The 22,860-nt window shown below is 60.3% G+C and carries 21 protein-coding genes; 9 read left to right on the top strand and 12 right to left on the bottom strand.

What is annotated here, in order from left to right; genetic code table 11:
- Positions 1–14: 14 nt before the first annotated feature.
- From HQN82_RS15905 to HQN82_RS15915, 3 genes are all read right to left on the bottom strand, one after another.
- Positions 15–1,202, bottom strand: a complete 1,188-nt coding sequence (locus HQN82_RS15905) for a M20 aminoacylase family protein (RefSeq protein ID WP_064263459.1) — start codon at positions 1,200–1,202, stop codon at positions 15–17.
- A 78-nt stretch (positions 1,203–1,280) separates the two neighbouring features.
- On the bottom strand, positions 1,281–2,621 hold the full coding sequence (locus HQN82_RS15910; protein WP_004445454.1) for an LLM class flavin-dependent oxidoreductase: 1,341 nt from the start codon (positions 2,619–2,621) through the stop codon (positions 1,281–1,283).
- 23 nt (positions 2,622–2,644) lie between these two features.
- A complete protein-coding gene (locus tag HQN82_RS15915) occupies positions 2,645–3,649 on the bottom strand; it encodes an LLM class flavin-dependent oxidoreductase (RefSeq protein WP_035206909.1) in 1,005 nt (334 codons plus the stop codon).
- A gap of 302 nt (positions 3,650–3,951) precedes the next feature.
- Between HQN82_RS15915 and HQN82_RS15920 the strand changes: the two genes are divergently transcribed.
- Positions 3,952–4,401, top strand: coding sequence for an RrF2 family transcriptional regulator (locus HQN82_RS15920; protein WP_004445456.1), 450 nt, complete (start codon positions 3,952–3,954; stop codon positions 4,399–4,401).
- Between the two features lie 30 nt (positions 4,402–4,431).
- On the opposite strand, the gene HQN82_RS15925 is transcribed toward HQN82_RS15920, so the two are convergent.
- From HQN82_RS15925 to HQN82_RS15945, 5 genes are all read right to left on the bottom strand, one after another.
- Positions 4,432–5,376, bottom strand: a complete 945-nt coding sequence (locus tag HQN82_RS15925; RefSeq protein ID WP_064263461.1) for an acyl-CoA dehydrogenase family protein — start codon at positions 5,374–5,376, stop codon at positions 4,432–4,434.
- A gap of 48 nt (positions 5,377–5,424) precedes the next feature.
- Positions 5,425–5,970 (bottom strand): flavin reductase family protein, encoded by a 546-nt coding sequence (locus tag HQN82_RS15930; protein ID WP_004445459.1) that lies wholly within the window; start codon positions 5,968–5,970, stop codon positions 5,425–5,427.
- 180 nt (positions 5,971–6,150) lie between these two features.
- Positions 6,151–7,320, bottom strand: a complete 1,170-nt coding sequence (gene ssuD, locus HQN82_RS15935; RefSeq protein ID WP_006698427.1) for an FMNH2-dependent alkanesulfonate monooxygenase — start codon at positions 7,318–7,320, stop codon at positions 6,151–6,153.
- Between the two features lie 168 nt (positions 7,321–7,488).
- On the bottom strand, positions 7,489–7,686 hold the full coding sequence (locus HQN82_RS15940; RefSeq protein WP_064263463.1) for a hypothetical protein: 198 nt from the start codon (positions 7,684–7,686) through the stop codon (positions 7,489–7,491).
- A gap of 188 nt (positions 7,687–7,874) precedes the next feature.
- Positions 7,875–8,477: an alpha/beta hydrolase gene (locus HQN82_RS15945; RefSeq protein WP_064263464.1), complete on the bottom strand. Its 603-nt coding sequence runs from the start codon at positions 8,475–8,477 to the stop codon at positions 7,875–7,877.
- A gap of 396 nt (positions 8,478–8,873) precedes the next feature.
- Between HQN82_RS15945 and HQN82_RS15950 the strand changes: the two genes are divergently transcribed.
- Positions 8,874–9,944, top strand: a complete 1,071-nt coding sequence (locus HQN82_RS15950; RefSeq protein WP_060942336.1) for an LLM class flavin-dependent oxidoreductase — start codon at positions 8,874–8,876, stop codon at positions 9,942–9,944.
- Positions 9,945–10,001: 57 nt separating this feature from the next.
- On the opposite strand, the gene HQN82_RS15955 is transcribed toward HQN82_RS15950, so the two are convergent.
- From HQN82_RS15955 to HQN82_RS15965, 3 genes are all read right to left on the bottom strand, one after another.
- On the bottom strand, positions 10,002–11,180 hold the full coding sequence (locus HQN82_RS15955) for an acyl-CoA dehydrogenase family protein (RefSeq protein ID WP_064263465.1): 1,179 nt from the start codon (positions 11,178–11,180) through the stop codon (positions 10,002–10,004).
- Positions 11,177–12,208: an ABC transporter substrate-binding protein gene (locus HQN82_RS15960; RefSeq protein WP_064263466.1), complete on the bottom strand. Its 1,032-nt coding sequence runs from the start codon at positions 12,206–12,208 to the stop codon at positions 11,177–11,179. The genes HQN82_RS15955 and HQN82_RS15960 overlap by 4 nt, the downstream gene beginning before the upstream one ends.
- Before the next feature lie 109 nt (positions 12,209–12,317).
- Positions 12,318–13,925, bottom strand: coding sequence for an ABC transporter substrate-binding protein (locus HQN82_RS15965; protein ID WP_037091315.1), 1,608 nt, complete (start codon positions 13,923–13,925; stop codon positions 12,318–12,320).
- Positions 13,926–14,194: 269 nt separating this feature from the next.
- Between HQN82_RS15965 and HQN82_RS15970 the strand changes: the two genes are divergently transcribed.
- The 7 genes from HQN82_RS15970 (at position 14,195) to HQN82_RS16000 (ending at position 21,474) form a co-directional block, all read left to right on the top strand.
- Positions 14,195–15,184 carry an ABC transporter permease gene (locus HQN82_RS15970; RefSeq protein ID WP_004445474.1) on the top strand — a complete coding sequence of 330 codons (990 nt, stop codon included), beginning with the start codon at positions 14,195–14,197 and terminating at the stop codon, positions 15,182–15,184.
- Positions 15,181–16,176 carry an ABC transporter permease gene (locus HQN82_RS15975; RefSeq protein ID WP_004445477.1) on the top strand — a complete coding sequence of 332 codons (996 nt, stop codon included), beginning with the start codon at positions 15,181–15,183 and terminating at the stop codon, positions 16,174–16,176. The genes HQN82_RS15970 and HQN82_RS15975 overlap by 4 nt, the downstream gene beginning before the upstream one ends.
- Entirely contained in the window at positions 16,173–17,171 is a 999-nt protein-coding gene (locus HQN82_RS15980) for an ABC transporter ATP-binding protein (protein ID WP_006698434.1), read from the top strand. Before HQN82_RS15975 ends, HQN82_RS15980 begins: the two co-directional genes overlap by 4 nt.
- Positions 17,149–18,084 carry an ABC transporter ATP-binding protein gene (locus HQN82_RS15985; protein ID WP_173615199.1) on the top strand — a complete coding sequence of 312 codons (936 nt, stop codon included), beginning with the start codon at positions 17,149–17,151 and terminating at the stop codon, positions 18,082–18,084. The genes HQN82_RS15980 and HQN82_RS15985 overlap by 23 nt, the downstream gene beginning before the upstream one ends.
- An 18-nt stretch (positions 18,085–18,102) precedes the next feature.
- Entirely contained in the window at positions 18,103–19,158 is a 1,056-nt protein-coding gene (locus tag HQN82_RS15990; RefSeq protein ID WP_173615200.1) for an aldo/keto reductase, read from the top strand.
- A 68-nt stretch (positions 19,159–19,226) separates the two neighbouring features.
- Positions 19,227–20,465 carry an acyl-CoA dehydrogenase family protein gene (locus HQN82_RS15995; RefSeq protein ID WP_173615201.1) on the top strand — a complete coding sequence of 413 codons (1,239 nt, stop codon included), beginning with the start codon at positions 19,227–19,229 and terminating at the stop codon, positions 20,463–20,465.
- Between the two features lie 37 nt (positions 20,466–20,502).
- Complete coding sequence (locus HQN82_RS16000; RefSeq protein WP_173615202.1) at positions 20,503–21,474, top strand: LysR substrate-binding domain-containing protein; 972 nt, start codon at positions 20,503–20,505, stop codon at positions 21,472–21,474.
- Positions 21,475–21,490: 16 nt separating this feature from the next.
- Here the strand turns inward: HQN82_RS16000 and HQN82_RS16005 are convergent, their stop codons facing one another.
- Positions 21,491–22,843, bottom strand: a complete 1,353-nt coding sequence (locus HQN82_RS16005; RefSeq protein ID WP_173615203.1) for an LLM class flavin-dependent oxidoreductase — start codon at positions 22,841–22,843, stop codon at positions 21,491–21,493.
- Positions 22,844–22,860 lie beyond the last annotated feature (17 nt).

Raw genomic sequence — 22,860 nt, forward strand, 5'->3', positions numbered from 1 at the left:
TCCCAAATTTTGCGTCAGGAGAGGTAGTCTTCCGCCAGACGCACCCAGAAGCGCGCCGCAGGCGCGATGATCGTATCGTTGAAATCGTAGTGAGGGCTGTGCAGCGGCGCGCTGTCGCCATTGCCGACGAAGAGATAGGAACCAGGCCGCTCCTGCAGCATGAAGGCGAAATCCTCGCTCGCCGTTCTCGGCTGAAAGCTCTCGGCGATCTGTCCTGGCGGGAAGTGCCGTCTGGCGACATCTTGGGCGCAAGCCGTCTGCACGGCATGATTGATGACGGGCGGAAAACCCCGTGCATAAGCAACCTCGGCCTTTGCGCCAAAGCTTTCCGCCTGCGCCTTTGCCAGCGCCGGAAGCCGCTCCTCCAGCCTGTCGCGCACGACCGGCGAGAAGGCGCGCGCAGTGATCTGCAGTTCGACGCTCTCGGGAATGACATTCGAAGCCGTCCCGCCATGAATGGAGCCAACCGTCAGCACCGCCATCTCGCGCGGATCGACATTGCGTGAAACGATGCTTTGCAGCGCGGTGACGAAGCTTGCCGAGGCGAGAACCGGGTCGACCGTTTCGTGCGGCGCTGCCCCGTGTCCGCCCCTGCCGACAATCCGCACCTTCGCCTTGTCGACGGAGGCCATTGCAGGACCTTCAACGAAACCGAACTGGCCCGCCTCGACACCCGGCCAGTTATGCAGGCCAAAGACGGCGTCGACCGGAAAGCGTTCGAACAGCCGGTCCTTTATCATCGCCCTCGCGCCGGCGCCGATTTCCTCGGCGGGCTGGAAGATCAGTGTCAACGTGCCGGAAAAACTCGAGGTTTCGGCAAGATAACGGGCTGCTGCGAGCAGGATGGTCGTATGGCCGTCGTGACCGCAGGCATGCATGACACCCGGCGTGTCGCTGGCATAGGCAAGGCCGGTTTCCTCGGCAATGGGCAGCGCGTCGATATCGGCGCGAATACCGAGGCGTTTTTCGCCATGGCCGCGCTTGAGGGTCGCCACAACGCCATGGCCGCCGACGCCCTCCGTCACCTCATATCCGAAAGACAGAAGATAACGGGCGATGAGAGCGGCCGTGCGTTTCTCCTTCAGCGAGAGCTCCGGATGCCGGTGGAGATCGCGCCGGATGGCGATGCTCTCCTCGATGAAGGCAAGGATTCCCCGTTCGGCGTCGTCCTGCGGACGCGCGCCGTCAATGTGGATGTTCATGGTTCTATCTCCTGCACGACCCTTTACGCGCCGCGTCCTGAAAGTCTGCGCTGGCCGGGTCGCCCTCCGGCCGCGATCTTATGCGATGGCCTTGTCCGAACCGCTTTCGCCCCGGGTGTAGACGCTTTCCCGGAAAGGCAGCCCGAGATGGTCGCGCAGCGTCGCCCCGTCCAGATGCGGATCGAAATAACCCCGCCGCTGCAGCACAGGAATGACAAGGCGGATAAAATCATCCAGCCCTTCGGCGATCACGGGAAAACCGAGAATGAAGCCGTCCGCAGCGTCGTGCTCCACCCAGCGGATGATTTCGTCAGCCACCTTGTCCGGTGTGCCGATGAAACCCTCACGCGGGGTCGCCGCCTCCAGTGCCGCCTCGCGCAGCGTCTGGTTCTTTTCCTTGGCGCGACGCTTGATGCGGTCGGTCGTTGAACGGAAACTGTTCTTGCCGATATCGCCCAGGTCAGGGAAAGGCTCATCCAGCGGATAGACGCTGAAATCATGATGATCGAAGAAGCGGCCGAGATAGGCGAGCGCCTCCTCGATTGTGATGAGGTTGCGGATAACGTCGTATTTCGCCTCCGCTTCTTCCTGGGTCTCGCCGACAATCGGACCGATGCCTGGGAAGATCTTCACATCGGCAGCGGACCTGCCCTGCGCGACGGCACTCTGCTTGACTCGCTTCAGGAAGGTCTGGTTTTCCTCAAGTGAAGCGGAATTGGTGAAGACCGCATCAGCGTGCTTGCCCGCAAGACCGATGCCGGCATCGGATGAGCCGGCCTGAAACACTACCGGCTGCCCCTGCGGCGAACGCTGGATGTTCAAGGGGCCTTCCACCTGGAAAAAGCGGCCCTTATGGCCGAGGGTGTGAAGTTTGGTGCGGTCGAAAAATTGTCCCGTCTCACGGTTGCGCACAAAGGCATCATCGTCCCAGCTGTCCCACAGACCCTTGATGACTTCGAGATATTCGTCGGCAATCTCATAACGCAGCGCATGTTCAGGATGATTGCGGCTGTAGTTCTTCGCCGTGCCTTCGAGAGGTGTCGTCACCGCATTCCATCCGGCGCGGCCACCGCTCAGGAGATCGAGCGAAGCAAACTGGCGGGCGATGGTGAAGGGGTCGCTATAGGAGGTCGAAACGGTTCCGGCGAGACCGATCTTCGAGGTCACCGCGGCCAGCGCTGAAAGGATCGTCAGCGGCTCGAACCGGTTGAGGAAATGAGGGATCGACTTTTCGTTGATGTAAAGCCCGTCCGCCACGAAAGCGAAGGCGATACCGGCCGCCTCCGCCTTCAACGCATTCTTCCTGAAAAACTCGAAATTGACGCTGGCGTCAACTGGGCTTTTGGGATGCCGCCAAGCGTTCATATGCCCGCCGGGACCCTGAAGCATGATGCCGAAACGGATTTTCTTTCTCGTCATGTCATTTCCTCCTGAGGACTAAATCACGCCGCCCGGGAAAGGCGGTGCGTGGCCAAGAGTTCGATCGAGGCAAGCCGCTGATCGGCCCCGACATGCGGCGGCTCGATGATGAATTCCTCGATGCCGTGCTCTTCGGAAAGCGCGCGAAGCGCCTTGTGAATATCCTCCGGCCCGCCATGCAGGACATTGGGCTTGCGCTCCTCGATGCGGTAATCGGCATCGCCGGACTGGCGGGCAAATTCCTCCGCCTGTTCACGCCGGCCCAGATTGAAGGCCCTGCCATCACTGAGGAACACCCGGTAAATGCGCTGACCTTCGACCTGCCGCGCGGCATGAGCGGGGTCGCTGGCAGCAAACGCGGACAGGGCAAGGACCGGGGCAACTCCGCCGCTTTCTTCACGGAAAGCCGAAAGGCTGCGGCGGAGAACCTCCACGTCGCCATTGAGATGGCCGGCAAAAACGAAATTCCATCCGCGTGAAGCGGCAAGCCTCGCGCTTTCCGGGCTGGCGCCGAGCAGGAATCGTTCCGCAGCGACCGGCGGTACGGGAGTTGCCCGCAATCCGGCCTGCGCGTGTTCGTGCGGCGCGGCGCCGGACAGGAATGTGGTAAGCTCGCCGAAGGCCGCTTCAAAATCCGGTTTGCGGGCAGGATCATAGGCCTGCTGCAAGGCTGACGTCGCGAGCGGCAGCCCGCCCGGTGTCTTACCGATGCCGAGATCAACCCGGCCAGGCGCGAGCGACGACAAAACGTTGAAAACCTCGGCAACCTTGTAAGGGCTGTAGTGCTGCAGCATGACGCCGCCTGAGCCGACGCGGATGTGGGAGGTCTTCGCCAATATCCACGCAACCAGCGCTTCCGGCGCGGACCCGGCTAGTTCCGGCGAATTGTGATGCTCGGCCACCCAGAAACGGCGGTAGCCCAGCTCTTCGGCACGTCTGGCGAGATTGATAGTGTCGCGGAATGCACTCGCCGCGTCCTCACCCGTGGGAACAGGGCTCTTGTCCAGCAAACTGAGCGTATACATCATCACCTCGCGTGTCTTTGATGCATACTTTGTCTACGGATTTTATATACTAATAAAGGATGATCGTTCCACGTTGCGGCGCGATGAGAGAAAATATTGTTTTCAATGGTGTCGCGGAAAGCCGGCGCAGGCGGGAGCCATCCGCAACGCGGAGGGTCACCTTAAAATAACGTTGCAACTGGCCGCTTTCAGCACCAACGAAGGCGAAACGGGCTTGCGCCGAAATTCGGTAAAAACTACTTAGTAACTCAGGAATAATATGGCGAGGCGCTGTAAAACGTGCCGTTTCTCTTTCGGATCATGTGATGTTGACCAAAAAAGGCAAATACGGACTAAAAGCACTTGTCGATCTGGCGCGGTTGCCCCAGGGCGAAACCGCCTTCGTGACAGAGATTGCGAGCCGTAACAACATCCCGAAAAAATTTCTCGACACCATTCTTCTGGAACTGCGCAATAGCGGGATCCTGCGCTCTAAGAAGGGGCCCAATGGCGGTTATTCACTGTCGAAAATGCCGTCGGAAATCATGATCGGCCAAGTTATCCGCACGCTGGACGGTCCTCTGGCGCCCATCCGCTGCGCAAGTCGCACAGCCTTTGAAGCCTGTGACGACTGCGATGATCCGGAGACCTGTCAGGTCAGACTTTCGATGACGGACGTCCGTGACGCCATCGCAACGATTCTGGACAATATGACGCTTGCGCAATTCGTGGAGAAGGACGGGCAGGACGCCCACGCCATTCCGGCCGGTCAATAGATTTCGAACGGTCGGCCATTCGCGATCTACTCATTGCCTGCGCAGATCGTCCTCCAGCGAAGCGATCAATCCGTCTTCGCTGACGCCTTCGACAAGACCGAGGCGTGCCATCAGGATTTCAAGCGTGATGGCATTGTTGCGAACCGAGCGAAAGGTGACGTTTTCTGCACCAACCTGTGCCGCATCGATATTGGCCGCAAGGCCTGCTATCTGCGCCCTCAGGAGTTCGATGGCGAGAAATACTTCCCCTATGACGGGTCGCGCCGCACTCTTATCCGCCAGCCTGTCGATCAGCAGGGACGAAAGCTCACCCTGCTTTTGTCCCAACGCCACTGCGGCCCTCAAAAGTGTTGAAACGGAAGTGGCCAGATTTCCGGCGCCCTGAGCCAGGAACACAACCTGATCGGCACGCACCAGACCCTCCCACGACGTATTGGGGCGATTGCGCAAGACGATAAGCAAGGGCTGCCCGGACGTATTGACCGCTGGCACGACGATCCAGTCCGCGTCGCCCCTCACCGACCCAACAACGTCGTCGGGAAGCCGCAGGGCATAGTCGTCTTCCGTCACCGTAACCGCTTGGTCCAGATTCGCGGCAGACGTTGCCAGTCCGAATGTCTCGCCAAGATCGAGACGGGCGAAAAGCGCCCTGCGCTGCTCTTCGCTGCCCGCATTCCTGATGAACTCAAGGGCAGTGAAATGTTCAACGAGGCCCTGCGCCGCCTCGGCATCGGCTGCTGAAATAATGGCAAGCGCCTGTGACAGAATGTCATTGGTGATATCCGCTCCACCGAGCTCCGTTGGAACGGAAAGAGCGAGAAGGCCGGAACGGGCAATCCGAGCGTGGATGTGTCCTGGACTTTCAACGCCGCAGTTCGCGGCGATTGCCCGTGCGACGGTCAGCACATCAATATCCGCGCCAAGGCGTGGAGGAACGAAACGAAGTCTTTCGCCGAGAGGCGTGACGGATCCCATGCTCAACTCCCTCAAACAATGACAAAGTAACGCGCCGGCGGCCGACGCTTAACCCAGCGAATGATAACGCCCGTTCTGATAGACCAGCGAGTAGCCGGAGCCGACGCGGATCGCCTCCACCTTGCCGATCACGATGACATGGCTATGCCGTTCGATCGCTTCCTCAATGGTGCAGTCGATCGCCGCGACAGCATCCTCAAGAATAGGCGCGCCGCTCGCCAGCCGGGTCCATTCAGCACCGCGATAACGATCCGCACCCTTCAGGCCGCCGATGCCGGCGAACTGGTTGGCGATGAACTGATGGTTGGGGCCGATAATGTTCACGGCGAGATGGCCGAAACGCTGCACGACCGGCCATGTGGACGAGGAGCGATTGAGCGCGACAAGAATTCTGGGGGGATCGACCGACAGCGCCGTGGCCGAGGTTACGGTCGCACCCGTTCGGGCCTCCCCTTCCCCCGCCGTGATCACGCTGACGCCGCCGCCCAGTGTTCTCAGCGCCGCCTTGAGGCTGTCGGCATCCGGAGCCTTGCCGGCAACGGGGTCACGGAGATTGATGAATTGTTGATCCTTGGCCGCATATTGCAATGTCATCGGTGGCTCCTGAAAAAGCTGATTTGTTCAATAGCTAACAGCGGCGATGGGGTGGGAAACAGGCACCTTTTTCCATAATGACAAAATTCTATAGAAATAATGTTTTATATGCTTCTGCGCCGTTGCAGCCTGCCGCAGGATACGAGGCGTAAGAAGAATGGCCTGCCTTTCGCAGGCCATTCAGGACCCGGATACAAGTTTGACGTTGCCGCCATGGCCACCGCCGCCAAAGACCTGCTTTGTTCCGAATGACGAGCGGATCTGATCGCGCGGTCCGCCGAGCCCGATTTCCGGGAACAACAGTTCGGAAACGCGATAGGCTTCCTCGAGATGAGGATAACCGGACGCAATGACGGTATCGATGCCGAGCGCCTGATATTCCCGCAGTCTCGCCGCAACCGTCTTCGGCGAACCGACCAGCGCCGTGCCGGCGCCCGAACGGACGAGCCCGATGCCCGCCCACAGGTTCGGGGAAACCTCGAGCCGGTCGCGTCGGCCGTTGTGCAACGCCTGCATCCGCGCTTGCCCGACGGAATCCGACGCTTTGGAGAATACTTCCTGAGCAGACGCAATGGTCTCGTCGGAGAGCTTCGAAATCAGCCTGTCGGCATCGGCCCAGGCCTCCTCGTCGGTTTCACGCACGATGAAATGCAGGCGAATGCCGAAGGTTACCTCGCGGCCCTTTTTGGCGGCGGCCGCACGTACCTTGGCGATTTTTTCAGCGACCTGTGCCGGCGGCTCGCCCCAGGTGAGATATTTGTCGGTGATACCAGCCGAAAACTCGATGCCGGCATCGGAAGAGCCGCCGAAATAAAGCGGCGGGCGCGGCTCCTGTACCGGCGGCAGGCCGAGCCTTGCGTCCACCGCCTTGATATATTTGCCGTCCAGGCTCCCTTTGCCGGTTTCGATCAGTGAATTGAAAACCTGGAAGAACTCGTCGGCATGGTCGTAACGTTCGTCATGCGGCAGGAAAATGCCGTCGCCGCCCAGTTCCTGCGCGCTGCCGCCAACCACGATGTTGAGAAGCAGCCGTCCATGGGAAACACGATCAAGCGTGGAGGCCAGCCGGGCATAATAGGCGGGTGACGCAACGCCCGGACGGATGGCAACGAGGAATTTCAGCTTCTCGGTATAAGCCGCAAGATTGGCCGCGAGAATGAAGGATTCCTCGCAGGCGACGCCGGTTGGAATGAGCACGCCGGAATAACCCAGCCGATCGGCAGCCTGCGCGATTTCGCGAAAATAGCCGGGATCGGCAGGACGCGCGAGATCGTCGGAGCCCAGATAACTACCGTCGCCCGACGAGGGAATGAACCAAAGAAAATCGAGGGGTTTGTCGGCTGTGCTCATCGGCTGGTCCTTTGCAATCCGCCCTTCGGGCAATGCGTTCTGATGATAAAGGGTAGCCAATTCCCCGGCGCGTTTAAGAAATTTTGTTCCAATTTCCATTCGGCATGGAGAGTTTCTCTCCCGGATAACCCGCCCTGCGAAGCGAAACGAAGCCTTCGCCAATAGCCGTCAGAAGACCGGGTAAAGGCCGAGCATTGCAAAATTCATTTCGCAGATTTCTTCCCGCTCGAGTTCGAGATCGCTTTTTTCTCGCCTGATACGTCCGGAATGGTCCAAGGGATGAAGGCTGACCCGTTCCTCGTCATGCGGCTGACGCCGGGTCAAACCGAACAGATCGAAAGTAAACGCATGAAGTCCCTGCGGCATGTGCGCCTCCTTTGCTCTACTCGCTCCATCCTCAGGCGATCATCCAAAATCGTCAATATTTCGATAAAATTACTATTCTATAATTAGAGGATCATCGGCAAATGTGGACCAAGCTTGCGGCGTGAGGGAAAAAATCCGTTTCCGACGGCCAATGGCAGTACATGGACCGCAAACGACCACTCTTCTCTTCAAAAATACGCATCACTGAGCGCACTCAGTGTGTTCGACCTCGATCGGGTCCCCGCCTTTGCGGGTGCGTTACCCATCTTCAGCCGTTCGAGCAGAGCATAACCCTCGGGCCATCGTCCGTAGCCGCTGGCAATATTGATATGCCCGACGGCGCCGAGATTGATGAGATCGCTCCCCCACAGGCTGGCACTGCGCGAAAGCTCTTCGGCATCCATGTAGGGATCGTTCATACTGCCCACGACGAGGCTCGGAAAAGCAAGCGGCTGCTGCGGAAATGCGCCGAACCGCACAATACAGGGATGCATCGCCTCCACGCGGTCGAGATGAGCGGGTGCAACCAGAAGCGCGCCCCTGATCTTTGCGGCGGAGGGTCGAGACGCCATATTCGCCACCAACAGGCAACCGAGGCTGTGGGCGACGATATAAGCACTTTCGACGGTCGCCAGCGCTGCCTCCAGACGGTCAAGCCAGTCGTCGAGAACCGGGCATTGCCAATTGTCCTGATCGACCAGTTGGGCATCGGGATCATCCAGCAACCAATGTCGCTGCCAGTGCCCTTCATCCGAACCATTCAGGCCAGGAACAATCAAGGTGGTACACATGCCTGCTCCGTAGGTTGTGTGCGAGTGCACCAAGCATGGTGAATTTTATGATTCCAGTCGACTATCGCCTTGCTCACCTTTTGGATGCACGAGAAAAAACGATCCAGACAAATCCGATAGTTCAGAAAATACGTTCTCGGTTCCCAAGATAATGTCCGTCAGAGGAAATCATTTCCTCAAATTTTTTATATAGAAAATATGTGCAATTTAGGCTTCCCAGACGGAAAGCTTTTCCTCTGCCGGACAACAAAAGAAACGTCGCTGCTTCGCCGGGCCGTCGCCGCTTTGCCATTCTCGCACGTGGGTAGGCTTGCGCTTCCCGTAGCCCAAGTGGCAGAGGCCGGGCTTTCGCAGAGCCGCTCCGCCGCACCACAAACGAAAATTCAGGCGGATAATGTGAGCAGCACGAGCGAATTTCTCTGGTACATCCCCAATGACGTCAAACCCGGTCACCGTGGCGATGCCGTCAGCGATAATCACAACAGTCTCGACACGTTGACGGGCCATGCCAGGGCGCTTGAAACCCATGGCTGGAAAGGCGCGCTGGTCGGCACGGGTTGGGGAAGACCCGACACTTTCACGGTGGCGGCGGCGCTTACTGCGCGCACCACCACATTCGAACCGCTGATCGCCATCCGCCCCGGCTACTGGAAACCGGCCAACCTCGCATCGGCAGCCGCCACCCTCGACCAGCTTTCGGGTGGCAGGGTCAGGATCAACATCGTCTCCGGCAGGGATGAGCTTGCGGCCTATGGCGACGAAGAAGGCGATCAGGCGCAGCGTTATGCCCGCACGAAAGAATTCATGCGGCTGGTGCGGCGGCTCTGGACGGAGGAAAACGTCTCGTTCGAAGGTGAGCATTTCCGGGTGAAGAACTCCACTGTCCTGCCGCGCATCGCGCCGCGCGAAGGCAGGCCGCATCCCAAACTCTATTTCGGCGGCGCTTCCGAAGCAGCCGAGCAGGTTGCCGCAACCGAGGCCGACGTGCAGCTTTTCTGGGGAGAGCCGCTCGCCGGTGTGCGTGAGCGGATAGAACGGCTCAGGTACCTCAGTGAAACGCTCGGCCGCGATCTGCCGCCGCTGCAATTCGGCCTGCGGATCACCACGCTGGTGCGCGAAACGACCGCCGAGGCGTGGCGCGATGCGGAAGCAAAGGTTGCCGAGATGGCCGCAAACAATGGCGTGCGCTGGAACGACCATCTTCAGGCAGTCGCAGTCGGCCAGCGCCGCCTTCTGGACTTGCACCGGCAGAGCGACGTGCTGGACGACAATCTTTACACCGCTCCGGGCAAATTCGGTGGCGGCGGCGCCGGGACGACCTGGCTTGTAGGATCAGCGGAAGATGTCGCAACGTCGCTCAAGAAGTATCGTGAGTTGGGAATCACCCATTTCGTGCTGTCCGATACGCCCTATCTGAAAGAAATTGAGCGACAGGGCGACAGGCTGCTGCCGCTGCTGCGGGATTGATGCGGTGACGCTGCCGGGCGACCCTGCTGAAACAGGGCCGCCCAATGCCTTCTCCGGTCAGCCACCGGCTGCCTTGATGCTCTGGCGGCCAAGGATCGTGCGGATCATATGGCTCTGCGGCGCGTGCGCCCGTGCCGTGATGGCATCGCGGTGATGGCGCTCAAGATGGTAGTCCCGGCGCAGGCCGCGATTGCCGCCCAGTTCCAGAGCCAGATCCGTCACCGCCACCGCATTGTCAATCACGACATGGCGAACGGCCAGTGCATCGGTTCCCACTCTCTCCCCCACATCGATATCCCGGGCGACGGACGCAAGCAGGCGTCTGTTCGCCGCCAGCAATACTTCGATCTGACCGAGACCTTCCTGAATGCGGGGGATGGAGGACAGCGGTGCCCCGAGACTCGCCGGAACATGGCCATTAAGATGGCGCAGCAGATCGTCCCGCGCCGAGAGCGCGACGCCGTGATAGACGGAAGCCAGCAGCACGAAGAAATTGTAACCGTCCACTTCATCGCGCCGCAGCGGCTCATCCGCCGGTTGCTCGGCCACGATATCGGCAAGTGGCACCCTGACGTCCTCCAACACCAGATCGTGACTGGCGGTGGCGTACATGCCGGTCGCTTCCCATGCCTTTTCCTGGGTGATTCCAGTCGCGTCGAGAGGAACCAGAAGCTGGATGAGGCGCGGCGACTCTTCCGTCGTCACGGCAAGCACGATCGCCCATTTCAGGCCCGGCAGGCCAGTCACGAAGCTCTTGCGGCCGTTGACGACCCAGACATCGCCCTCAATTCGCGCCGTTGTTTCCGGCAGGCCGCCATGGGCCGGCGAACCGACACCCGGCTCTGCCTGCGCGTTGTTGAGGAGTGCCAATTCCCGGCCATTGGCGGCCAGCACCCTTGCGGCCAGTACCGCTGGCCACTTGCCGCGCCGGATCGCGGCATGGACGCTATAATGCATGGCGAGGATGAGAGCGGTCGATGGATCGCCCTTGGCGATGGTTGTGATGACGGCATGGGTCGTTTCCATGCCCTCGCCCCAGCCGCCATCCTTCTCAGCCGTGACAAGACCGAGCAGGCCTGATTTGAAAAGCGCCTCGAAATTACCCGCAGCGAATTCACCGCTTTTGTCATGGTCCGCAGCCGTCAGGCTGAAATCTTCGGCCAGCGCGGTTGCCACTGCCACGGGATCCGCTCGCTGCGCCGGCGCCTTCGGAACGGCGGAAAGTGCAACACTCATGCCACCGCCCTTTCGTTCGCCGTAACGAAACGATCATCGATCCAGGCGCCAAGATTGAAGTCGTTTTCAAGGAAGCCCCACTGGTGCAGGAAGTCCTTGTAATGGCCCACGGCACCGACAAGGTCGGCATCAAGACCAAGGCCAAGATGGCGGTGAACCTCCGCGCCGTTGGCGGCCAGAACCTGTTCCTCCGTCGCGCCAGCCTCACGCGCGATGAAACGACGCGTCTCCTCGGGGTGCTGCTCCGCCCAGAGCGAGGCTTTGCCGATGGCAGCAACCAGCCGCTCGACCAGATCGGGACGCTCATCGGCAAGCCGCCCATCCACCGTCAACACCCGGGGCGAACCGGAATTGATGCGTATCTTCGGATCGGGGTGAAAACCGAACTCCGCAACCTGCACCGCACCGATCAGGTTCGCGGCGGCAATGCCAGCCGTTCCCTTGACAAAAATCGCATCGACCTCGCCGCGCAGGAGCGCGATGACCTCCTCGCCGAAGGATTGCCGGCGCTTCAGGCCGAACAGCGACGGCCCTTCCTGCGAGGCGAGCACCGAATCCTTGATGACAATATCCTTGAGTTCGATATCCTCGACCTTCAGCCCTTCCAGCGAGAGCGCCGAAACGATGCCCTTCAGCGCCGTCGCCCGCATGAAATCGACGATGCCCTCCGGCCGGCGCGGCACGCCGAAACGGCGACCGACCAGATCGGCAAGCGAACGGATACCGGTTTCCGGCAGGGTGATGATCGCCTGAAACTCATCCGTCCACGTCACCCCGATGAGACGCGTATAACGCCCTTCCGAGCGGGCACGGATAGGCGGCACATTGCCGCCATGGCGGAACGACCATTCCAGCGTGTGGTTGAAATGGCTCTGGCGAACGGAACGGTCAGGAGAGTCGATGATGGATTTCAGCGCTATGCCGGCCTCTTTGAAGGTCTGCTCGAGATAACCCAGCTGCGCCGCGAGCCCCACTGGCGTGGGCACCGGGCAGCGTGTGTACCAGATTTCAGAAAGTGACGTGCTCATGGAATGGCCTCAATGAAACGATGGCACCGGAAAGCGAAGCTGCGGCGCCCGTCGGCTGAAGGGAGACATCCCGGCCCGCCGCAGGGGCGAGCCGGGTCTGGTGAGACGATCAGGATGCGGCGATATGCGCGAAGGCGAGGCTTCCCGCCACACCTTCGGCACCGATGGTGTGATCGGCGATACGCTTGTTGTAGATGGTGATTTCAGGTGCTGCGACGATGTCGATGGCCGGCACATCCTCGACGAGGATCTGCTGGATCTCCTTCCATTGCGCAACGCGCTTGTCGGGATCGATCTCGATGGCGGCCGCTTCAAGAAGTGCATCCACCTTGGGATTGCTGTAAGCCGCGCCATTGGAGAAAGGCACGCCCTTCTTGAAGTTCTTTGACCAATAAAGCCGCTGCACACCCACGGTCGGATCGAAGAGATTGCTCATGCCCTCATAGGCAAAATCGAAGTCGCGATCCGTGTAGATACGCTTGGTGTAGGTGGCGAAGTCCTGCGTGCGCACTGTCACATCAACGCCGACTTTCGCCAGCGCCTGGCGAATATAATCTGCGCCGCGCGGATAGGCCTCGGTGCTCGGCACGTAATCCAGATTGAGCTTGAAACGGATGCCATCGGCACCACGCTTGTATCCGGCCTCATCGAGCAGCGCTTCGGCGGCCTTCAGATCGATCGGATAGGTCTTCAGATCATCCACGAACCATTTCGTGAGCTTCGGATTGATCGGCCCGGTGATCGTCGCGCCGTAACCATAGTTGACGGTGTTGAAGATGACGTTGCGGTCGATGACATGCGCGAAAGCGCGGCGCACGCGAACGTCCTTGAAGACATCCTTTTCAAGGTTGAACTCCACGCGGCTGATCGAGTTGGTATATTGATAGCCATTGGTCTCGAAGCCGAGGCTCGGAAGCTCCTTCAAACGGTCGAGATCGCTATAGGCAACCGGGGTGCTGGGCGCGAGATCGATTTCGCCTGTTTCAATGGCAATCGCGCGGGCGGAAGCATCAGGAATGAAGCGTACGATGAGCTTGTCGAGATAAGGGCGCGGCGCATCCCAATAATCGGCATTGCGCTCGAAAACGATATGGCTGCCGCGTACCCATTCCTTGAACTTGAACGGGCCGGTGCCAACGGGTGCGAGATTGACCGGGTTTTCGGTCACTTTCGTCCCTTCATAGAGGTGTTTCGGCACGATCGGCGTTTCAGCGGCGGCGAGCGCCGTAATGAGGTAGGGCGCGGGCTTGGAAAGCACCAGCACCGCCGTCAGCTCGTCCGGCGTCTCGACGGCAGTCAGATTGAGGAATGTGTTGCGGCCGCGCGGATGCACTTCCTTGATGGCGTTGATGGAGAACGCCACATCGGCGGATGTGAAGGGCTTGCCGTCATGCCATTTAACGCCGGGTCTCAGCTTGAAGGTGTAACGCAGGCCATCCGCGCTCACATCCCATGATTTTGCCAGCAGCGGCTTGGGATTGAGATCGAAATCATAGGTCAGCAGACCCTCGGTGACCTTCGGTGATATATAGACGGAATTATAGGCCGTGTGCGCAATCGTCGTCAGCACCGGCGGTTCCGACGAGATAAGCAACGTGGCTGTTCCGCCACTGGCAGGCTCTGCCGCGCGAAGCTTCAGCCCAGGCAAAGACACCACGCCAAGGGCGACCGACGCCAGCAGAAATCCCCGCCGCGTCGTCTGGTTGAAAACAGTCATGCGATACCCTCTCCTTGATTGAACCGGCAAAAAACCGGCGAAACTGAACTCTTGCGCTTGGGAAGAAGTTTGTTCCTCGGACGAGAACGAGATTGGGATAGTGAACCAACCATTCTCAATAATGGGAATTATCTTTTCTTTATGGCGCTATTTTCCGTAAATTTCAGAAAATAATTCTATTACTCTTTGACAAATTCCATAAAATTAGTCAACTAATGTCGGTGCCTTCACCAGCGGATTTATGTTTTAACGATTGCGGACTGGAGCCGATGTCAAATTCGAAAAGGATTTTATCGCAGGCGAAACGGGTGGCCATTCAGGCCGTCCCGACGGTTCTCGGTATCGTCATTCTGAACTTCTTCCTGCTGCAGTTAGCGCCGGGCGATGCCGCAGATGTGCTGGCTGCGGAAGCGGGTTCGGCGACCGTCGAAACGATGGCGGAAATCCGCAATCGTTTCGGGCTGGACCTGCCGGTCCTGCACCAGCTGATGAATTATCTCGGCAATCTCGCCCAGTTCAGCCTCGGATTTTCGCCGCGCTACGGCATGCCGGTGGCTGATCTCATCGGTCAGCGCCTGCCGGGCACGCTTGCCTTGATGGGCGCCGCGCTCGGCATTGCGATTTTCGTCGGCGTGTTTCTCGGCTCCATCATGGCGCTTTTCTCCGGCAAGCTGCCTGATCGGATCATTTCCATCGGCTCGTTGATCTTTTATTCCGTACCGGGTTTCTGGATCGGGTTGATGCTGATCCTTACCTTTTCGGTGAAGCTCGGCTGGCTTCCCTCGGGTGGCGACAGCACCATTGGCAGCAGCCTCACCGGGTTTTCCGCCCTGCTGGACCGGCTGCGCTATATTGTCCTCCCCGCCCTGTCGCTGGCACTTTATTTTCTGGCGATCTACGCCCGCCTCACTCGCGCGGCGATGCTGGAGGTGAAGTCGCAGGACTATGTGCGCACCGCTCGTGCCAAGGGCGTTTCACCGATCAGGCTGACCACACGCCACATTCTGCGCAATGCGCTGATCCCCATCACAACCATGGCCGGCATGCATATTGGCGGCCTGCTTGGTGGTGCTGTCGTGGTCGAAACCGTATTCAGCTGGCCCGGCCTTGGCCGCCTTGCTTTCGAAGCCGTCATGGCGCGGGATTTCAGCGTTCTGCTCGGCATTCTGCTTCTCTCCTCCCTCGTCGTTATCATCGTCAATGCAGCCGTGGACCTGTTGCAGGCATGGCTTGACCCCCGCATTGGAGAAAGCCGATGAATTCCTCCCATACATCAGCGGTTCTCGACACGGCCGAACTCGGCGCTGAAGAAACCAGCCCCAAACCGAAGAAGCCCGAAGAAAAGACCTGGCCCTATATCCATGCGCCGGATGCGCTCTCGGCCCGCTCCGTTTCCGTGCCCCGGCGCGGCCTGCGGCGGGAACTGAAAATCTTCCTCACCAATCCCAACGCCATCGTAGGGCTGCTGTTTCTCGCGACCGTCATCGTTACCGCGCTGATCGCCCCCTTGATCTATCCCGGCGATCCCCTGGAAATGGTGGCCCGCCCGTTCCTGTGGCCCGGCCAGAACGCGGCCTATCCGCTTGGCACAGATTCCATGGGCCGGGATGTTCTGGCAGGCATCGTGCATGGTGCGCGCATCTCACTCACCGTCGGTGTCGTGGCGACACTGATCGGGCTCACCATCGGCATCGCGGTTGGCGCTTTCGCCGGTTATTTCGGCGGCATCATTGACGATATCCTCGTCAAGCTCATCGAAATCTTCCAGACCTTGCCGAATTTCGTGCTGCTGGTCGTGCTCGTCGCCATCGCCCAGCCTTCAGTCACCACGGTCACCTCGGCGATCGGCATCATCACCTGGCCACTGGTGGCACGCCTCACCCGCGCGGAATTCCGCGCCATCCGCGAGAAGGACTACGTGCTTGCCGCGCGCAGCCTCGGTTACGGCCATGCGCGCATCGTGTTTCAGGAAATCCTGCCCAACGCGCTGCCGCCGATCATCGTCACCTCCTCGGTCATGGTGGCGGGCGCAATCCTCATGGAAGCAGCACTTTCCTTCATGGGCCTTGGTGACCCCAACCGCGTTTCATGGGGTTCGATGATCGGGTCCGGCCGCGATGTCATCCGTACCGCCTGGTATCTGACCGCCCTTCCCGGCCTCGCCATCGTCTTCACCGTCATTTCGCTGAACCTCATCAGCGATGGCCTCAACGATGCGCTCAACCCCCGTTTTTCGGAGGAACGCCGATGAGCAAACTGATTGAAGTCCATGATCTCTCCGTCAGCTTCGGCTCTGCCCAGCCCGTCAAAGGCGTCAGTTTCGATGTCAGCCCCGGTGAAATGCTCGCGATCGTCGGAGAGAGCGGCTCGGGCAAATCCCTGACGGCGCTCGGCCTGATCGGCCTCCTGCCCTCCCACGCCAAGACGGGCGGGCGGGTTCTGCTCGAAGGGCGCGATCTGCTGCCGCTTTCGGAAAAACAATGGCGCGGCATTCGCGGTCGCGATATCGGCATGATCTTTCAGGAGCCTATGACCTCGCTGAACCCGGTTCTGACCGTTGGCGAACAGATCATCGAGGTGCTGCGCATCCATGAGAAGATCGATCGGCATCAGGCCCGCAAACGGGCCATTGAGCTCCTCGACCTCGTCAATATTCCCGATGCCAGCCGTAGAGTGGATGATTATCCGCACCAGCTGTCCGGCGGTATGCGTCAGCGCGTGATGATCGCCATCGGCGTTGCCTGCAATCCGAAACTGCTGATTGCCGACGAGGCAACGACGGCGCTCGACGTGACGATACAGGCGCAGATACTCCAGCTGCTCGACAATCTGCGCCGCGATCTCAACATGGCCGTCATCCTCATCACCCACGATCTCGGCATCGTGGCGCAATGGGCGGACCGGGTGATGGTGATGTATGCCGGACGCAAGGTGGAAGAGGGATTGCCGGAACCGGTTTTCTCCAATCCCTACCACCCCTATACGCGCGGCCTGCTTGCCGCCTCGCCGCGCGCCGAAGACGGCCAGCACTATCGCGATGGGCCGCTCATCGAGATTCCCGGCTCCATCGTTTCCGCCACGGGGGAACGCGGTTGCGCCTTCCGGCCGCGCTGTCCGAGCGCCCGCGGCTTCTGCGGGCAATATGTACCACCGCTGAGGCAGATTTCAGACGGCCGTTATGCCGCCTGCCCCTTCGTTGCTCCAACATCTCAGGAGATACCCAATGGCGCTCTTGTCGGTGCATAGTCTTTCCACCCATTACACGGGCGGACGCGGCACGGTGCGTGCCGTCGATGACGTGTCGCTCGATATCGAGGCGGGTGAAACCGTTGGCCTGGTGGGCGAATCCGGTTGCGGCAAGTCTTCGCTCGGCAAGTCCCTGATGCGACTGGTCGAACCGTCTTCCGGCAGGATCACCTTCAAGGGTGCGGATGTGACCGCAATGACATCGTCCGAACTGCGCGGTATTCGCCGCCGCATCCAGATGATCTTTCAGGACCCCTTTGCCTCGCTCAACCCGCGCCAGACGGTGCGCACCATCCTTACCGGGCCGTTGAAGGTGCATGGCATAGGAGACCGGGTGCGCCAGCGGGAGATCGTTGAAGCCATCGTCGCGCAGGTGGGGCTGCCGGCGGATTCACTCGACCGTTATCCGCATGAATTCTCGGGCGGCCAGCGCCAGCGTATCGGCATTGCCCGCGCACTTGTTCTGGAACCGGAACTGGTCGTCTGCGACGAGCCGGTCTCGGCGCTTGATCTTTCGATACAGGCGCAGATTCTCAATCTTCTGGTGGAAATGAAGAAGCGGCTTTCGCTGTCCTATCTCTTCGTCTCGCACGACCTTTCCGTGGTGCGTTATTTCTCGGATCGCGTGCTGGTCATGTATCTCGGCAAGATCGTCGAAAGCGCGCCGACCGCAGAACTCTGGGCATCCCCAAAACACCCCTATACCCGCGCGCTTCTCGCCGCCGTTCCGGACCCCGCCCGCCGCAAGCAGGCAGCGCCCATTTCCGGCGATCTGCCGAGCCCCCACAATCCGCCATCCGGCTGCCGGTTCCATACACGCTGCCCGCTCGCCACCGATCTCTGTCGCGAAAAAGCACCTGACTATACCCTTTTCGGCAAGAACCACGCCGTGGCCTGCCACCATGCCCAATAAACTGAAGGAGCAACCATAATGGTCGACTATCGCTATCTCGGACGCAGCGCGCTGAAAGTTTCACCGCTGAGCCTCGGCACAATGATGTTTGGGGGCCCGACGCCGGATGACGTGGCCTTCCGCATCATCGACAAGGCTCGCGAACAGGGCATCAACTTCGTCGACACGGCGGATGTCTATCATGACGGAAAGTCGGAAGAAGTCGTGGGCCGCGGCATCAAGGCCACGCGCGATCATTGGGTTCTGGCCACGAAATTCGTCAATTCCCATACCAAGGGCCCGAACCTTGGCGGCCATTCGCGCAAATGGGTGATCGAAACGGTCGAAAATTCGCTGCGCCGCCTCAACACCGATTACATTGACATCCTCTATTTCCACCGCGCCGTGTTCGATGCGCCGCTGGAAGAGCCGGTGCGCGCCATTGCCGACCTCATCCGCGCCGGCAAGCTGCGTTATTTCGGCGTGTCGAATTTCCGCGGCTGGCGCATCGCCGAAATTTCGCATCTGGCCGACCAGCTCGGCATCGACCGGCCGGTTGCCAGCCAGCCGCTCTATAACATCGTCAACCGTACGGCCGAAGCCGAACAGTTGCCGGCGGCCAATCATTATGGCCTCGGCGTGGTCTCCTATTCGCCGCTCGCCCGCGGCGTGCTGACGGGCAAATACCAGCCTGGCGAACAGCCCGGCGCCGATACCCGCGTCGGCCGCGGCGACAAGCGCGTTTTGGAAACCGAATGGCGTCCGGAATCGGTCGAGATCGCCCAGAAGGTCGCGGCCCATGCCGCTTCGAAGGGTGTTTCGGCGGCGGATTTTGCACTCGCCTGGGTGCTGAACAACAAGTTCGTTACAGCCGCCATCACTGGCCCGCGCACCGAAGAGCATTGGGACGGCTATATTCGCGCACTCGATGTGAAGATCGACGCGGAAGATGAAGCGCTGGTCGATAGCCTCGTCACGACAGGCCATCCCTCAACACCCGGTTTCAACGATCCGAGCCACCCCGTTGAAGGCCGTGTGCCGCGCAATCTTGAAGCCGCGCACCGCCCGGCGCTCAAGCCGCGCGCGGTCGCCTGATCGTCCAGAAGACCATGCCTGCGGCGCGCCGTGCCGCAGGCCCTCACATCCGCTCAGGGAAAACCGCAATGTCCAATCCGAAACTGCAGACAACCACCACCGACAATTCCGGCGTGCCGAGCCGGGAGCAAATTCTGGCCCGGGCCAAGGACATTGCGGCTGTTGCGGCAAAGGATGCCGCCCGCCGCGAACGCCAGCGGGAACTTCCTTTCGATATCTTCGCCCTCATCAAGGAGGCGAAGATCGGTACGTTGCGTATTCCCGAAGCCAAGGGCGGACCGGGCGGCTCGATTGCGGACTATATCGAGGTGCTGATGATCCTCGGCGAAGCCGACAGCAATATTCCGCACGCGCTTCGCAGCCATTTCAATTTTACCGAAAACCTCGCTCTCGCCCCCATCGAGCTGGAAGACCGGCGCCATCTCGAACATGTGCTTGCCGGCAAGCTTTTCGCCGGCGCCAGCACCGAACAGGGCACCAAGCGCCCCGGCGAAATCACCACGCGGCTCAGCGTCGATGGCGACCGTTATCGGCTGAACGGCCGCAAATGGTATGCAACCGGCACCGCCTTTGCCGATTTCGGCACCTTCAGCGCCATTGGCGATGACGAGCAACCGATCGGCGTGCTCATTCCGCTTGATCGCCAGGGCATCACCATCCTCGATGACTGGGACAGCATGGGCCAGCGCATGACGGCGAGCGGTGGTGTCCTGCTTGAGAATGTCGAGGTTCTGCCGCATGAATTGACGACCCGCAAGCTCGGCAGCCAGATTGGCCGGCACAGTTCGGCCATGCGGCAGCTGCACCTCGCGGCTTCGGCCGCCGGCGCCGTTCAGGGAGCGCTGAATGATGGCGTGGAGTATGTTCTACGCCAGGCGCGCACCACGCTCCACAGCACCGCCGAAACCGCCAATCAGGACCCCTTCGTGCAGAAGATGCTCGGCGAAATCAGTGCAGGCGCCTTCGCGGTCAAAACCCTTATCCGCGAAGCAGCCCGAACGCTCGACCGTACCGCGGCCGCTTTTGCCACCGGCGATGAAGAGGCGATCGAGGCGGCCTTGCTGGAAGGCTCGCTCGCCACCGCCCGCACCCAGATCATTGCCTCACAGCTGTCGCTGAGCGTTGCCACCAACCTTTATGAATTGGGTGGCGGCTCGGCGACATCCAGCGACCGGAATTTCGACCGCCACTGGCGCAATATCCGTACGGTCTACAACCACAATCCGCTTGCCCATAAGGCGCGGGTGATCGGTGATTATTACCTCAACGGCACCACGACACATCTCAGGGAAGGCCGAGTGTTCTGAGCATGTGGAAGATGCAGGCGACAAAGGAGAAGCAGCAATGAGAACGGAGTTTATCGCTCCGGCCGGGGGCCGGACGGCTTTTCGCCTGCCCACGCTTTCCCGGCTGCCGCCGCTGACGGCCTTGCGCGCCTTTGTCGTGGCTGCGCGACACGCCAGTTTCTCACGGGCAGCGGAGGAACTGCATGTCTCGACCGCTGCTATCGGACAGCAGGTGCGCATTCTCGAAACCCATCTCGGCCAGCCGCTTTTCAGCCGCCAGCGCGGTGAATTGGTGCTGACCGATGCCGGCAGCGCGCTTTATCCCGGTCTGGCGGATGCTTTCGAGACCATGATCGGCAGTCTTTCCGACCTGATGGTTTCGAATGCGCGGCCGCAGTTGAAAATTCTGGCGGAAGGTTGCTTTGCCGCCCGCTGGCTTGCGCCGCGGCTGGGAAGCATCGTTCCGGCTCTCGGAGACGTCGAGCTTTCGATCGAATCCATCGAGGGCGATACCGTCGATCTCACCCATTTTGATGCCGATTGCGCCATCGTGGCCACCGCCGCCCAAATTCCCGGCTTCATTCATGAACCGCTATTTCCCGACACCGTCAGCGCCGTCTGCACCCCGGATTTTGCAGCCCGCCATGGCCTTGCAGACGAACCGGAGCGGTTGCGTGATATCGGCTTTGCGCTGCTGCGTGGTAATGGCCTTGACCCGGCATTTGAGTGGGCGAACTGGCTTCGCGCCTGCCGCATTCCGCTCAGGCTTTCCGCAACTGGTCCGCGTTTTTCACGCCAGACCGCGCTGATAGAAGCGATCTCATCCGGGCACGGCATAGGCCTGGTGCGTCATTCGCTGATTTCGGAAGAACTGAAAAGCGGCCGCCTGATCGCTCCTTTTGGTTCGCCGCAGCCGACCGCCAGCCGCTATCACCTCCTGACCAGTCCTGACAGGCGGCGGCTGCCGGAGGTCGCATCTCTACTCGCTCTGTTGCGCGAGGATATGCGCGCTCTTGAGGCCGCCGCCTGAACACGCCCGTCCCACCTCAGGCGCGTTCCTTTTGCGGCTCTTTCGCCACGTAAATATTGTCAGGTCGTGGCAGGCCGTAGTGATCACGCAACGTGTCGCCCTCATAATCCTCACGGAAGAGGCCTCGTTGTTTGAGGATCGGCACCACCTCGTCCACGAAGAGATCAAACCCGCCATTCAGCCATGGCGGCATGATATTGAAGCCGTCGGCAGCACCCTCGCGGAACCAGGTCTCAATCCAGTCCGCCACCTGTTCCGGTGTGCCTGATATGACCTTGTGGCCACGCCCGCCGGCGAGCCGGTGCAGCAATTGCCGGATCGTCGGGTTTTCCCGATCGATCACGTCAAGAACCAGTTGATGGCGGCTGCTATTCGCCTGCGCGCGCGTCGCTTCCACGGCCTCCTGCGGCAGCGGCCGGTCGAGATCGGCCGATGACAGGTCTATGCCGGTGATGCGCTGCAATTGCCCAAGCGAAAATGCCGGCTGGATGAGATCGTTGAAGGAGGCCTCAAGGTTTCGCGCCTCCGCTTCGGTTGATGCGATGAAGGGGCTGATGCCGGGTAATATTTTCACATGGGCGGGATTGCGCCCCGTGGCCGCGACGCGCCGCTTGATGTCGGAATAAAAAGACCGCGCACTCTCCAGAGTCTGATGCGCGGTAAAGATTGCCTCAGCATAATGGGCGGCAAAGCCGCGCCCTTCTTCCGAGGAGCCTGCCTGAACATAGACTGGCCGTCCCTGCGGTGAACGAGGCACATTCAATGCGCCCCGCACCCGATAAAATTCGCCATCGTGATTGGCGGGATGGATGCGATCTGTTTCGGCAAACAGTCCGCTTTCCTTGTCGGCGACGATGGCATCATCCTCCCAGCTGTCCCAGAGCTTCGTCACCACATCGACGAACTCGATGGCCTGACGGTACCGATCGGCATGCGGCGGGTGCTTCTGAAGATTGAAGTTGCCGGCCGCGGCATCGGCCGAGGTCGTTACGATGTTCCAGCCCACACGACCGCCGCTGATGTGATCAACAGAGGCAAACAGCCGGGCGAGATTGTAAGGCTCGTAATAGGTGGTCGACGCCGTGGCGATGAAGCCGATTTTTTCGGTGACGGCGGCGAGCGCCGCCAGCATGGTAATCGGCTCCAGCCGGTGGCGGGCGGCGTAGCGGATATTGGCATCCAGCACCGGCGCATCGGCAAAGAAGATCGCATCCAGCTTCGCCGCCTCGGCCTTGCGGGCGATATCCTGATAAAGCCTGATATCGGTGACGCGGTGCGGCTCCGAATCCGGATGCCGCCAGGCCGCTTCGTGATGTCCGCCCGGATAGATGAAGGCGTTGAGAACCAGCTTTTCGGATTTTCTGCTCATGGAAATGACCTCACTGC

Source organism: Agrobacterium pusense (assembly GCF_013285525.1).
GTDB classification, from domain to species: domain Bacteria; phylum Pseudomonadota; class Alphaproteobacteria; order Rhizobiales; family Rhizobiaceae; genus Agrobacterium; species Agrobacterium pusense.